We start from the raw sequence: 14803 nt of genomic DNA, 5'->3' as shown, positions 1-14803 counted from the left end.
GTGAAACTTTATGCCACAATGAGGTGTGCTGAGCAGCGTGCCGGACGACGAGTGGCTGGTCGCGCTCGACGTCGGCGGCTCGGGCAGCCGCCTCGTCGCGCGACGGAGCGGCCGCGCGCCTGAGCTCGCGGCGTCACCCCAGGACGTCGCACTGACAGGCCGGCCGGTGCAGGTCACCGCGCAGGGGAGCGACGTCGTCGACGTCGTGCGTGAGCTCCTGGCCCACCTCCGCGCCACGGCGCCCGGGGTTCTCGACGACGGCGTCGCGGCCGCCGCGCTCGGCGCCACGGGCCTCGCCTCGCTCGTGCGTGACCCCGCCGAGCTGCACGCCGTGCTGCGAGCCGTCCTGCCCACCTCACGGACCGCGGTCGCGGCCGACGCGCTCACCGCCCACCTCGGTGCGCTGGGCGGGCGGCCGGGGGCGGTCGTCGCGGTCGGCACGGGCGCGATCGCGCTCGGCACGGACCTGCGGGGGGTCTGGCAGCGCGTCGACGGCTGGGGCCACCTGCTCGGCGACCTGGGCTCGGGGTCGTGGATCGGGGCCCACGGGCTCCGGGCGGCGGTCGCCGCGCACGACGGCCGTGACAACGGCGGGTCGAGCGCGCTGCTCGCTGCCGCGACGGCCCGTCTCGGCCCCGTGCACACCTGGCCCGGCCAGCTGTACACCCGACCGGACCGCGCCCAGGTGCTCGCGTCCTTCACACGGGACGTGTCGGTCGCGGCGCAGGGTGGCGACCCTGTGGCGCGGCAGATCCTCGCGGGCGCCGGCACGCACGTCGCGACGACGCTCGCCGCCGCCCTGGTCGACGGCGTCCCCCCGCTCGCCGCCGCGACCGGGGGAGTGCTGGCGTCAGGCCCGCTGCTCACCGACGCGTTCCGCGCGCGCCTGTCCGTCCTGCGTCCCGACGTCGAGCTCGTCCCTGCCGCCGGCACGCCGCTCGACGGCGCGCTGCACCTGGCCGGACGTCTCGCGACCGACCCGGGCTCCGTCGTCGGGCACGAACCGTGGCTCACGCTCGGCGACGCCGCCGCCACCCCGACCGCTCTCGCTCCGACCATCCACGAGGAGGACTGAATGGCCGCCGACGGTCTCGTCCGCATCCGCCAGTCCCTGCCCACCCTGCGGCCCGCCGAGGCCCGCATCGCCGAGGTCGTGCTCGCCGACCCGGCAGCCGTCGTGGGGAAGACGATCACCGAGCTCGCGTCGCTCGTCGGGACGTCGCAGGCGACCGTCGTCCGGTTCTGTCGGGCGGTCGGGTACGGCGGGTACCCGGACTTCCGCATCGACCTCGCGCAGGCGACGAGCCGCCGGGCCGTCGAGCAGGAGCGCGCGAACGTCGCCCACGGCGAGATCGACCCCGACGACACGCTGCAGGACGTCGTCACCAAGATCGCGTTCCACGAGGCGCGCACCATCGAGGAGACGGCGCGCATGCTCGACCTCGACGCGCTGGAGAAGGTCGCGGCGGCGGTGGCCCAGGCGCCGCGCATCGACCTGTTCGGCGTGGGATCGAGCGGGCTCACCGCCCAGGACCTCGCGCAGAAGCTCCAGCGCATCGGCCTGATCTGCTTCGCGTCGCCCGACCCGCACGTGCAGCTCCAGTCGGCCGCGCTCCTCGGGCCGGGCGCGGTCGCCGTCGGCGTCTCGCACAGCGGCCTGACCGTCGAGACGAACGACGCGCTGCGCATCGCGCACGAGCGCGGCGCGACGACGGTCGCCGTGACCAACTTCCCCGAGTCGCCGCTCGTCGCGCACGCGGACGTCGTGCTGACGACGACGGCGCGCGAGACGCAGTTCCGGTCCGGCGCCCTGTCGAGCCGCATCGCGCAGCTCGCGATCGTGGACTTCCTCTTCGTGCGCGTCGCGCAGCGGCTCTACGACCGCACGAGCGCCAACCTGCGCGCGACGTACGAGGCGGTGCAGCCCCACCGCCTCGGGTACGAGCGCAAGGCCCGGCCGTGAGGTCGCGCCCACCGGCCCCGCAAGCGGGACCCGGGTTCGAGCTGCGCACCGACCTGCTCAGCCGGGTCGCCCACGCGCACGACGCGTCGCACTACCTGCTGCGGCCCGAGGTCGTCGTGCGCGCTCACGACCGCGACGGCGTCGTCGCGGCGATGCGCGAGGCCACGCGTCGCGGCCTGCCGTTGACGTTCCGCTCGGGCGGCACGAGCCTGTCCGGGCAGGCGTCGGGCGCCGGGGTGCTCGTCGACACGCGCACCCGCTTCACGCGTGTCGAGGTGCTCGACGGCGGCGCGCGCGTCCGGTGCGAGCCCGGTGCCACGCTGCGGCTCGTCAACGCGCACCTGCTGCGGCACGGCCGACGGCTCGGGCCGGACCCGGCGAGCGAGATCGCATGCACGATCGGCGGGGTCGTGGCGAACAACTCGTCGGGCATGTCGTCGGGCACCGCGCGCACCGCGTACCGGACGGTCGACGCCATGACGGTCGTGCTGCCGAGCGGCACGGTCGTGGACACGGGCGTGCCCGACGCCGACGCGCGGCTGCGCGCCGCGGAGCCCGAGCTGCACCGGGGCCTGCTGGCCCTGCGCGACCGGGTGCGTGGCAGCGCGGCGATGCGTGCCGAGATCGAGCGCCAGTTCTCGATGAAGAACACCATGGGCTACTCGGTCAACGCGCTGCTCGACCACGACGAGCCCGTGAAGATCCTCGAGCACCTGCTGATCGGCTCCGAGGGCACGCTCGGATGGGTCGCGGACGTGACGTTCCGGACCGTGCCGCTCCTCGCCCACGCCGCGACGACGCTCCTCGTGCTCGACTCGCTCGAGCACGCCACGGACGCGCTCGTGCCCCTCGTCGCGTCGGGCGCCGAGTCGATCGAGCTGCTCGACGCGGCCTCGCTCCGGGTCGCCGCGGCGGACCCGGCCGCCGACGCGTCGATGCGGTCGTTGGCCACCGGGGACGGGATCCGCACCCAGACAGCGCTCCTCGTGGAGTACCGCGCAGGCTCGCCCGAGGCGCTGGCGCCGTTCCAGGACGCGGCGCGCGACGTCGTCGGCTCGCTCGCCGGGTCCCTCGCGGTGCCCGCGACCGTGACGACCGACCCGGCCACGCGCGAGCGCCTGTGGCGCGTGCGCAAGGGCCTGTACACCGCCGTCGCGGGCGCACGGCCCGCGGGCAGCACCGCGCTCCTGGAGGACGTCGCCGTCCCGGTCGCCGACCTCACCGCGACGGTGCGCGACCTCGGCGCCCTGTTCGCGCGCCGCGGCTACGGCGACGCCGTGACGTTCGGGCACGCCAAGGACGGCAACCTGCACTTCATGATCACGCCGCGCCTCGGCGACCGCGCCGAGCTCGACCGGTACGCCGCGTTCAGCGACGACCTCGTCGACCTCGTCCTCGGGCACGGCGGGACGCTCAAGGCGGAGCACGGCACCGGCCGCATCATGGCCCCGTTCGTGCGCCGGCAGTACGGCGACGAGCTCTACGCCGTCATGCGCGAGATCAAGCGCCTGTTCGACCCGCTCGGCCTGCTCAACCCGGGCGTGGTCATCACCGACGACGACCACGAGCACCTGCGGAACCTCAAGGTCGAGACGTCGGCCGGGGACGACGACGGCCCGCTCGTCGACCGGTGCGTCGAGTGCGGCTACTGCGAGCCGGGGTGCCCGTCGCGCACCGTCACGACGACGCCCCGCCAGCGCATCGCCCTGCTCAAGGAGATGGCCGCCGCGCCGCCCGCCGAGCGGCGCGAGCTCGAGCGGCAGTACGCCTACCAGGGCGTCGAGACGTGCGCTGCGGACTCGATGTGCGTCGAGGCGTGCCCGGTCGGCATCGACACGGGCGTCGTCATGAAGGGCCACCGCGCCCGGTCGCAGCCGCGAGTCGTGCAGCGCGGGGGAGCGGCCGTCGCCAAGCACTGGGGACCGGTGGTCTCGGGGCTGCGCGCCGCGCTCGGCGTGGTCCAGGCACTCCCGACGCCGCTCGTGCACGTCGCGTCCGAGGTCGCGCGCGGGGTGGTCGGTACGGACGTCGTCCCCCGCGTCGACGCCGACCTGCCCGGCCCCGGCCCCCGTCGCGACCAGCACGGCGTGCCAGCGCGAGAGGACGCCCGGGCAGCATCGCGCCCCGACACGTCGGTGCGGGCGGTGCTGTTCGCGTCGTGCATGGGCGAGCTCTTCGCGCCGGCCGACGGCGGTCTGCCGGCCCGGGCAGCCGACTCACCCTCGATCGTGGCCGCCGGTGGGGAAAGACCCGTCGGTGCCGAGGCAGCGTTCCGCGCGCTGTGCGAGCGCGCGGGGATCGGGCTGGCGGTCCCCGAGGGCATCGGCGGGCTCTGCTGCGGCACCCCGTGGTCGTCCAAGGGTCTGCCCGACGGCGCGGCCGCCATGGCCCGCAAGGTCGTCGACGCGCTGTGGGTCGCCACGCGCGAGGGCGAGCTGCCCGTCGTGTGCGACGCGTCGAGCTGCACCCACGGGCTCGCCGAGACGGCCCGCCACCTCGGTAGCCACGCGGAGAGCCCCGGCGACGAGCAGGCGCGCGAGCGGTTCGCGCGGCTTCGCATCGTCGACGCGGTGACGTTCGTCCGTACTGACGTGCTGCCGGCCCTCGCCGCGCGAGGGGTCGACGTGGAGAGGGCCGGGGACGTCGTCGTGCACCCCACGTGCGCGACGGTGCACCTCGGCGCCGTGGACGACCTGCGCGCCGTGGCCGAGGCGGTCGCCGACCGCGCGACCGTGCCGGCAGCGTGGGGCTGCTGCGGCTTCGCGGGCGACCGCGGGATGCTCCACCCCGAGCTCACCGAGGCCGCGACCCGCGCCGAGGCCCACGAGGTCGCCGACCGGGCGCACGACCTCCCCGCAGGCCGGTTCGACGCGTACGTGTCGAACAACCGCACGTGCGAGATGGGCATGTCCCGCGCCTCGGGCCACGACTACGTCCACGTCCTCGAGCTCCTCGAGTCCGCGACCCGCCCCACCCCGCCCCCTGTTCGCGCGAGGTAGAACCCTGGTCCGCCGAAGTAGAACCGTGGTCGCGCGAAGTAGAACCCTGGTCCCGCGAAGTAGAACCGTGGTCGCGCGAAGTAGAACCGGGGTTCGTGGTCGGGTCCGCGTGCGGGGCGGCGTCGGTGCTCGGGCTGTCCGCGCCGTCACCGTGGTCTGTCGGGCGTGGGTCTGGGAAGCGCGGCCTTGACGCCCTTCGCATCCGACGCCGCCCCACCCGCTCAGCCCTCACCGCACCTCGTGCAGCACGCGGCCGGGCCCCAACGAAGTAGAACCGTGGTCAGCCGAAGTAGAACCCTTGTCGCACGAAGTAGAACGCTGGTCGGCCGAGGTAGAACCGTGGTCGGCCCGGTCAGGGCGTGGTCACGCGCCGAGCACGACATCAGTGTCGTTATCCAGGCCGTGGCGACACCAAGGTCGTGTTCGACCGCGAGCCACGTCGTTCTCGACGACGGGGCCGCGTCGTGGTCGGGCCTGGCGGGAGCCGCGAGGAACGAGCGGCGGATGGTAGACGCGGCGCCCCCACCCACCCCGACACCCCAGGCGACCACGCGCCGTCGGGCAGCCGTGACCACGGTTCTACCTCGGCCGACCAGCGTTCTACTTCGCGGGACCGGGGTTCTACCTCGCGCGACCACGGTTCTACCTCGCCCGACCAAGGTTCTACTTCGGCACTGCTCAGGGTGTCTATCGATGAAGTGGCGACTTTTGATTGACACCCGACGGAACGCTCGTAGGATGACGACCGGGTGGTAGGTCGACCTTCCGCCCACGGTTCGGAACGATGGCCGGCACCGTTGGCGCACGGTCACCGCTCTCGCACGACGACGTGCGAGGGATCCCGCTCGACGGCGAGACGAGGAGGACCAGGCGCAGGGCGCACAGGGCCCTGACAAGCGTGGACACAGATCGGTCATCCCTCGAAGGAGAGACGATGAGCAAGTCCCAGATGACACGTCGCAGCCTGATCAAGGCGCTCGCGACGTCGACCGTGGCCGTCGGCCTCGGTGCAGCCGTCGCCCCGACGGCGGGCGCGGCCACGGCCACTGCTGCCGGCCCGGTCGCGGCGTCCGGCAACGGCAGGCTGCTGCCGCCGGGCAAGATCGGCATCCAGCTGTACTCGATCCGCGACAAGGTCTCGAGCCTCGGGTTCCGGGCCGTGTTCGAGGAGCTCGCCGACATCGGCTACTCCGAGATCGAGTTCGCCGGCTACAACCAGGGTCAGGTCGGCGCGATCACGCCGGAGGAGATCCGCCAGCTCCTCGACGACAACGGGCTCTCCGCCGTCGGCTCGCACGTGAGCCTGAACGCGCTGCGCAACGACCTGCCGCGTCAGCTCGAGATCGCGAACATCCTCGGCATGCCGCACGTCGGGACGGCGAACGCCCCGACGAACGTCAACACGGTCGCGGGGTACCTCGCGGCGGCGGAGGAGTTCAACGCGTGGGGCGCGCAGGCGAACGCGGCGGGCCTCAAGCTGTACCAGCACAACCACGCGGGCGAGTTCGCGTTCGCGACGGACCAGCCCGAGGTGCGCCTGTACGACGTCTTCTTCGACAACACCGACCCGGACGCGGTGTTCCTCGAGATGGACGTGTACTGGGCCTTCGTGGGTCAGTACCGTTTCCCGGGCTTCGAGCCGATCGACTACGTGCGGAACAACCCGCACCGTTACCCGCTCCTGCACCTCAAGGACGGGGCGCGCAACGCGGCGAACCCGAACGGGTTCGACATCATCGAGTTCGACGCGGGCGACCTGCCCTACCGCGAGTTCCTCCGGGCCACGAAGGCGCGCGGCACGCGGTACGGCATCTGGGAGCAGGACAACGCGCCGACGTCGGCGGTCCCGCCGAACCCGGTCGACTCGTTCGGCAACGCGCGGCGCAGCTACACGTCGCTGTTCGGCCTGCGCGGCTGAGCCGCAACGGTCCAGGGCCCCGTCCGCACCCGCGGGCGGGGCCCTTTCGCGTCCGGGTGCGCCACGCGCGGACGGGTTGGTCGACCCGTCCGTCTCAACTATCGACGAACTTTCGACTTTTGATTGACACCTGTCAAAAGCCTCGTAGGATGTCGACCGAGTGGTAGGTGATGATTCACCCACCGGCTGGTTCACCCAGCCGTCCTGCACGCGCCGGCACGCGACGCGGCACTCACCCGACGCACGACGACGTCGCCGGGACCGCGCTCGACGACGAGACGAGGAGGACGCACGCAGGGCACCTCACGGAGCTCTGACCGGAGACGACACAGACCGGGCCACCCAGTGATCCGTCGTTGGCGCGACGGTGGGCGACCCGGTCCGGATGACCCCTCGAAGGCGACTGAACCTCATAGGAGCGGCATCAGATGAAGGATATCCATCGGCGTACGCGCCGTGGCCGACGCGTGACCGCGGCACTCGCCGCGGGCGCGCTCACGCTCACGGCGCTCGGCGCCACCACCGCACCCGCCGTCGCGCACGACGGCATCGACCACGGGACGGAGCCGGGCGCCGAGGCGGCGCTCGACTGGTCCAACTACGAGCGCGTCCTGCTCACGAAGGACGTCGGCGAGCCGATCGACCTCGCGATCCTCCCCGACTCGCGCGTCCTGCACACGGCGCGCAACGGCGACGTCCGGCTCACCGACCCGGCGACCGGCGTCACGCGCGTCATCACGACGCTCGACGTCTACGCCAACTCCGAGGACGGGCTCCAGGGCGTGGCCCTCGACCCCGCGTTCGAGGAGAACGGCTGGGTCTACCTCGCCTACGCGCCGCGCGACGCGGACGGCGACGGCGTCGCGGACACCCCGACCGGCAACGCCCCCAACTCGCTCCCCGCAGGCGAGGACGAGAGCTACTGGGACCAGTGGAAGGGCGTCAACCGCCTGTCCCGGTTCCAGTGGACGGGCGACACGATCGACCTCGCGAGCGAGCAGGTCGTGCTCGACGTCGAGGTCCAGCGCGGCCAGTGCTGCCACGTGGGCGCCGACATCGACTTCGACGGCGAGGGCAACCTCTACCTCACGACGGGCGACAACACGCCGGCCTCGACGCCCGGCGCCAACGGCTTCGCGCCGAACAACGACGCGCCCGGCATGAACCCCGGCTTCGACTCGCGCCGCGGCGCGGGCAACACGAACGACCTGCGCGGCAAGATCCTGCGGATCCACGTCGAGGACGACGGGTCGTACACGATCCCCGAGGGGAACCTGTTCGCCCCCGGCACCGAGGGCACGCGCCCCGAGATCTTCGTCATGGGCGTGCGCAACCCGTTCCGGTTCGAGGTCGACCCCGAGACGAACTCGCTCTCGTGGGGCGACTACGGGCCGGACGCGACGAAGGCCGTCGCCGACGCCAACGACCGTGGCCCGATGGGCTACGTCGAGTGGAACGTCGTGTCGCTCGACGACCCGCACAACGCCGGCTGGCCCTACTTCACCGGCGACAACTTCGCCTACAACGACTGGGACTTCGAGACCGGCACGGGCGGGGAGTTCTTCGACCCGGAGAACCTGCAGAACACCTCCCGGTGGAACACGGGCCTCGTCGACCTCCCCGCGCCGCGGCCCGCGACCGTCTACTACGGCGACGAGCCCGGCGACCAGCCGTGGGACGAGCTGGTGAACTTCGGCACGAGCACCGGCCAGGCGCCCATGGGCGGCCCGGTCTACCACTACGACGCCGAGAACCCGTCGCCGACCAAGCTGCCCGCGTACTGGGACGGCAAGGCGTTCATGGGTGAGTTCTCGCAGGACTACGTCGCCGCGCTGACCGTCGACTGGGAGACCTTCGACGTCACGCACATCGAGGACTTCCTGCCGAACACGGCGCTCACGAGCGCCGCGCAGCCGACGCACGACAACCCGATGGACCTCGAGATCGGTCCGGACGGCTCGATGTACGCGCTCGACTACGGCGACGGGTTCTTCCGCGCCAACCCCGACGCGGGCCTGTACCGCATCGACTACGTCGAGGGGAACAAGTCCCCGCAGGCGCGGTTCACCGCCACGCCGTACTCGTCGTCCGAGGCGCCGCTCGAGGTCACGTTCGACGCCTCGACGTCGACGGACCCCGAGGGCGACGCCCTCACGTACGAGTGGGACGTCGACGGCGACGGGACGTTCGACCTCACGGGGGTCACGGTGACCCACACGTACACCGAGGTGGCGGCGTACACGGCGCGCCTGCGCGTGACGGACGAGAGCGGCAAGCGGGGCCTGACCTCGCGCGTCATCTCGGTCGGCAACCAGGCGCCCGAGGTCACGGTCGAGTACCCCGGCAACGGCGCGTTCTTCGACTGGGGCAACGCGATCCCCTACAAGGTCACCACGACCGACGCCGAGGACGACGCCGCGGGCGGCGAGGCGCCGGAGCCGCACCTCACCGCCGACTCGCAGATCGGCGCCTGGCTTGCCGACGCCATCGGCCACGACGTCCTCACCGAGACGCTCGGCGTCGACGCGGAGATGCTCGGCGAGGCCTCCGGGTTCACGCTCAACGAGCTCGTCGCGATCTCCGGCGGCGCGGTGACGGCGGACATGGTCGCGGGCGTCATGACGGCGTACGCGGCCGCGTTCGAGAACCCGACCAGCGGCGCGGGCACCGTGTGCTCACGCGTCGCGTGGACGTACGGCCTCGGTCACGACGAGCACGCCCACCCGGAGAACACGGGCACGGGCTGCACGGGCGCGTGGCGCACCGACCCGAACTCGCCCGAGCACGGGCCGGGCGCGCAGCTCTACGGCGCGGTCGTGGTCACGTACACCGACGGCGGCCACAACGGCCTGCCGCCGGCCCAGGGCGAGGCGACGGTCCGCCTCAACCCGAAGCTCCAGCAGCCGGAGCACGCGGCCCAGCGCGAGGGCGTCGACGTGTACGCCGACGAGACCGCCTCGGGCGGCAGCGCGGTCCGCGGCCTCGGCTCGGGCGACTTCCTGCGGTTCGACCCGGTGAACTTCGCCGGGATCGACGGGGCGGTCGTGCGGGCGAGCGGCGGCGGCGAGGTCCAGCTCCGCTGGGGTGCGGCCGACGCCGAGCCGTTCGCGACCGCGGCGGTCCCGGCGGGCGCTGCTTGGCAGGACGTCGAGATCACGTTCGACGCGCCCGAGGGCTCGGGTGCGCTGTTCGTGACCTCGGCCGACGAGCTCTCGCTCGACGCGATCACCATGGTCGGCGCGGGCGTCGCCGACGTCACGGCCCCGACGGTCGAGCACACGCTCGCTCCGGAGGCGCCCACCGGCGTCGGCGGCGTGTTCAACGAGCCGGTGCGGTTCGCCGTGGCGGCCACGGACGACGGGTCCCTCGCGTCGGTCGAGTACTCGCGCGACGGCGGAGCGACGTGGCAGGCGCTCTCCTCCCGGGAGCAGTACGCGGTCACGTTCTCCGAGAACGGCACGTACGACCTGCAGTACCGGGCGACCGACACCGGGGGCAACGTCTCCGAGGTCGGCAGCGCGTCGCTCACGATCGACCTCGACGCGCCGGACGCGCCGACCGTCGACTCGACGACGAGCATCACCCTGGGCAAGAGCCGCGTCACGTTCGGTGCCCCGGGCGAGGCCGTGGTCACGGTCACCGGGGAGGGCGGTACGCCGTCGGGTGAGGTCGTGCTCACGTCGGGTGCCACCGAGATCGGTCGGGGCACCCTCGCCGAGGGCACCGCGACGATCGCGATCGACCCGACGCTCGCCGTCGGGACGCACGTGGTCAAGGCGACGTACCAGGCCGACGGCGTCTTCAAGACCTCGTCCGCCGGAGCCCGCCTCACGGTGGCCCAGGCAAAGTCGACCCTCACGGGGTCGGTCGCGCCCAACCCGGTCAAGCCCGCGGTCGCCGCCAAGGCCACGCTGCACGTCGAGTCCTCGTCGGGCGTCGTGCCCACGGGCGACGTCACGGTGACGGTCCGCAAGAACGGCACGACCGTCGCGACCGCCACGGGCACGCTCGACGCGGCGGGCGACGTCGTCGTGACGCTCCCGAAGCTCTCGCAGACCGGCACCTACCAGGTGCAGGCCCAGTACGCCGGCTCGGCCGGTGTCGCGAAGAGCGCGGCGACGTTCGCCCTCTCGGTCCGCGGCTGACCGTCCGCCGGTGGCCCGGGCGCACGCGCGCCCGGGCCACCGGCCCTCCCGACGTCCCCGGGCCACGCCCGGGGCGGCTCACCTCGAAGGAGAGACATGAGTTCTCAGCACCACCACCACCCGACGGTCCCGGCCAAGCCGATGAGCCGTCGGAACCTGCTCAAGGCGCTCGCGGCGTCGACGGTCGCCGTGGGCGTCGGCGCGGCCCTCGGCCCGACGGCGGCCAACGCCCTGGGCGGAGCGCTCCCCGCGGCGGTCGCGCCGTCGGGCGGGCGCAACCGGCTCGTGCCGGTCAACCGCATCGGCATCCAGCTCTACACGATCCGCGACAAGGTCAGCTCGCTCGGGTTCCGGGCGGTGTTCGAGGAGCTGGCCGACATCGGCTACTCCGAGATCGAGTTCGCCGGCTACACGCAGGGGAACGTCGGCGCGATCACGATCCCCGAGATCCGCCAGCTCCTCGACGACAACGGCCTGCGCGCGGTCGGCAGCCACGTCAACCTCAACCCCGGCAACATCGACGCGCAGATCGAGACCGCGCTCGCGCTCGGCATGCCGCACCTCGGCCAGGGCGGACCGATCGCGGGCGGCTACGGCGGCCCGATCCCGAAGGCCGACTGGCTCACGGCCATCGACACGTGGAACCAGATGGGCGAGAAGGCGAAGGCCGCGGGCCTCAAGCTCTACTCGCACAACCACGCGCAGGAGTGGAGCTTCCCGGTCGACGACCCGAGCACGCGCGTCTACGACCTGCTCTGGGACGGCCTCGACCCCGAGCTCGTCTTCTTCGAGATGGACGTCTACTGGGCGTACGTCGGGCGTCACCTCTACCCCGGGTTCGAGCCGATCGACTACGTGAAGCGCGACCCGCGCCGCTTCCCGATCCTGCACCTCAAGGACGGCAAGACCAACGAGGCGAGCGTCAACGGTCTCGACATCATCGAGTTCGGCGCCGGCGACATCCCGTACCAGGCGTTCCTCTCCCAGCTGCGTGACCGCGGTCAGCGGTTCGGCATGTACGAGCAGGACAACGCGGCGACCGTCGCAGAGCCCGGAAACGAGCTCAACTCCCTGGGCAACGCCCGCCGCAGCTACGACGCCATCTCGTCGCTGCGCGGCTGACGGCGACCTCACCACAACCGGACAAGGAGCATCACATGAAGTGGAAGTGGAAGTGGAAGGTCCCGGCCGCCGCCCTGCTCGCGGTGGCCACGGCCACCGCGGTCGCACCGGCAGCCCAGGCCGCGGACGTCGACTGCACGGGCGACCTCGGTGACCAGACCATCAGCGGGGACCTCGTCGTGCCCGCGGGCGTCGACTGCGTCCTCGGCGGCGCGACAGTGGAGGGCGACGTCATCGTCGACCCCGACGGCTGGCTCGACGCGACGTCCGTGACGGTCGGGGGCGACGTCGTCGCGACCGACGCGTACGGCGTCCTGCTCGACGGCTCGAGCGTCGCGGGCGACGTGAGCGTCTACTCGGAGGGCTCGCGCAACGGTTTCCTCTACGTCAACGACCTCACGGTCGGGGGCGACCTCGCGGCGGGCGGCGTCGACGTCGAGATCAGCGACTCGACGGTCACCGGCACGCTGCTCACGCAGTCGGCGAGCTACGTCGACCTGCTCCGCACGTCCGTGCACGGCGACGCCACGCTCGACGGCTCCGCGTACGGTGTGACCGTCGCGGGCGCCGTCGTCGGCGGCACGCTCACCGTGAGCAACGGTGCGCGCGACCTGCTCGTCGGCGCGACGGCGGACGGCGAGGCCGACGAGTGGGGCAACGCCGTCGCGGGCGACCTCGTGCTCACGGACAACGCGGGCAACCTCCGGGTCGCCGGCACCGCGGTGCAGGGAACCATCCGGACGTCGGGCAACGACCCGGCCGCCGCGTTCGGCCCGGGCAACACGGCCGGTGCCGTCGAGGGCGACCACACCGGCGAGGAGCCGGGAGCGGCGCCCGAGGGCGACCAGGCCGTGGCGGTCACCGTGCCGCAGCAGACCGGCGGCGAGCTCACGTGGTCGCTCGAGGGCTCGTCGAGCCTCGTCGACCTCGGTGTGGCGAACGAGGAGCTGTCGTACTACCAGGCCCAGGGACAGCTCGTCCCGGTCCGCGTGCAGGACACGCGCGCGGGCGACCCGGCGTGGTCGGTCACGGGCCAGGTGTCCGACTTCGCCGCGGGCGGGCAGACCGTGGACGGCAAGCACCTCGGCTGGACGCCGGGCGTCCTCGAGAACGGTGGCGACGCCGTCGGGGGCGACCACGTGGCGTCCGGGTTCGACGAGGGCGAGGGCCTCAAGCAGGCCCGCACCCTCGCGCGGGCCGACGAGGGCCACGCGCGCGGCGCGTCGGTGATCGGTGCGGAGCTCGACCTCAAGCTCCCGCTCGACACCCCGCGCGGCACGTACACCGCGACGATCACGCTCACCGCGCTGGGCTGATCCCGCCGACCCGGGTGACGGGCAGCACCCGGGCCGGCACACCCGCCCCGCCCTCAGGCCGAGGGAGCGGGGCACGGCCGGCCGCCACGAGCGCCGTGGCGGCCGGCCCACCCGGCGGCAACCGTCTCGACGAGCCGCCCCGATCTTCACCGACGAAGGACCGTGGCATGACCCACCGACGCCCCCGACTCACGCTCGCCGCCTCCCTGCTCGCGGCCGCGCTGCTGGCCGCGCCCGCCGCCTCCGCGGTCGGGCTCGGTGCCACGCCCGTCCCGGGGTCCGTCACCGCCGAAGTCGCACCCGAAGCCGAGCCTGCCCAGGAGCCGGAGCAGACCGTGCAGTGGGGCGTCCGCCCCGGCGACACCGCGCACGGCGTCGACCGGCCCAACTTCGCCTACTCGCTCGCGCCGGGCGGATCGCTCACCGACTCGATCGTCGTGTCGAACCACGGCGACGCCCCGCTCACCCTCGGCGTCTACGCCGCCGACGGCTACCTCACCGACGACGGCACGCTCGACCTCCTGCCCGCGGGCGAGGAGTCTTCCGCGCTCGGGTCCTGGATCGCGCTCGAGCAGCCCGAGATCGTCGTCGCCCCGCAGGAGCAGGCCGAGGTCCCGTTCACCGTCACGGTGCCCGACGACGCGACGCCGGGGGACTACGCCGCCGGCGTCGTGTCGTCGCTCGTCGTCGTCGCGGACGACGGCGTCACGACCGACCGTCGGCTCGGCTCGCGCGTCCACCTGCGCGTCCAGGGCGACCTCGCGCCGGCGCTCGCCGTCGACGACGTCCGGGTCACCTACGACGGCACGCTCAACCCGTTCGCGCCCGGGAGCGCGACCGTGACCTTCACCGTGACGAACGAGGGCAACACGCGCGTCGCGCCCGAGACGGCGGTCCGCGTCGCCGGGCCGTTCGGTCTCGGTGGGACGTCGGCGGTCGACGTCGAGGTCCCCGAGCTCCTGCCCGGGTCGGCGGTCCAGCGCTCGGTCGAGGTCGACGGCGTGTGGCCGCTGTTCCGGGAGGTGGTGACGCTGACCGTCGGCGGCGAGGTCGTGCCGCTGCTCGGCACGGTTCCCGACCCGGAGGTCGTGGTGCCCGGCGTCACGGCGTCCGCCTCCGTCTGGGCGGTGCCGTGGGTCGCGCTCGGGCTGCTCGTCGCCGTCGTGCTGCTCGTCGTGTGGCGCGTGCGGGCCCGCCGCCGCGCCCGTACGGCCCAGCAGCGCGCCGTCGACGAGGCCGTGGCCGCGGCGCTCGCCGAGCGCGACGGCGCGACGACCGCACAGCGCGAGAGCGAGCAGCCGCGGGTCGAGACCCCCTGACGGACGAGGTGGGCGTCACGG

General features: G+C 73.2%; 8 protein-coding genes. All 8 read left to right on the top strand.

All coding sequences use genetic code 11. From position 1 onward, the window contains the following. The first annotated feature begins 37 nt into the window (after positions 1-37). Positions 38-1075, top strand: a complete 1038-nt coding sequence (locus tag ACMXGY_RS20085) for an N-acetylglucosamine kinase (RefSeq protein ID WP_483774738.1) — start codon at positions 38-40, stop codon at positions 1073-1075. Continuing rightward, positions 1076-1963 carry a MurR/RpiR family transcriptional regulator gene (locus tag ACMXGY_RS20080; protein WP_483774737.1) on the top strand — a complete coding sequence of 296 codons (888 nt, stop codon included), beginning with the start codon at positions 1076-1078 and terminating at the stop codon, positions 1961-1963. After that, the gene (locus ACMXGY_RS20075) at positions 1960-4962 is read left to right on the top strand and encodes an FAD-binding and (Fe-S)-binding domain-containing protein (RefSeq protein ID WP_483774736.1); all 3003 of its coding nucleotides are present in this window, start codon (positions 1960-1962) and stop codon (positions 4960-4962) included. The genes ACMXGY_RS20080 and ACMXGY_RS20075 overlap by 4 nt, the downstream gene beginning before the upstream one ends. Positions 4963-5896: 934 nt before the next feature. Continuing rightward, positions 5897-6880: a sugar phosphate isomerase/epimerase family protein gene (locus tag ACMXGY_RS20070; protein WP_483774735.1), complete on the top strand. Its 984-nt coding sequence runs from the start codon at positions 5897-5899 to the stop codon at positions 6878-6880. Between the two features lie 467 nt (positions 6881-7347). Beyond that, positions 7348-11025 (top strand): PQQ-dependent sugar dehydrogenase, encoded by a 3678-nt coding sequence (locus ACMXGY_RS20065; protein ID WP_483774734.1) that lies wholly within the window; start codon positions 7348-7350, stop codon positions 11023-11025. A gap of 96 nt (positions 11026-11121) precedes the next feature. Then, on the top strand, positions 11122-12147 hold the full coding sequence (locus ACMXGY_RS20060; protein ID WP_483774733.1) for a TIM barrel protein: 1026 nt from the start codon (positions 11122-11124) through the stop codon (positions 12145-12147). A 35-nt stretch (positions 12148-12182) separates the two neighbouring features. Further along, positions 12183-13463: a hypothetical protein gene (locus ACMXGY_RS20055; protein ID WP_483774732.1), complete on the top strand. Its 1281-nt coding sequence runs from the start codon at positions 12183-12185 to the stop codon at positions 13461-13463. Between the two features lie 167 nt (positions 13464-13630). Then, complete coding sequence (locus tag ACMXGY_RS20050; protein WP_483774731.1) at positions 13631-14782, top strand: WxL protein peptidoglycan domain-containing protein; 1152 nt, start codon at positions 13631-13633, stop codon at positions 14780-14782. Positions 14783-14803 lie beyond the last annotated feature (21 nt).

The organism is Cellulosimicrobium sp. G4 BAM 1002 (assembly GCF_057126935.1).
Note: the sequence above shows the minus strand (reverse complement) of the source record. Positions and strands in the feature narration are given on the sequence as shown.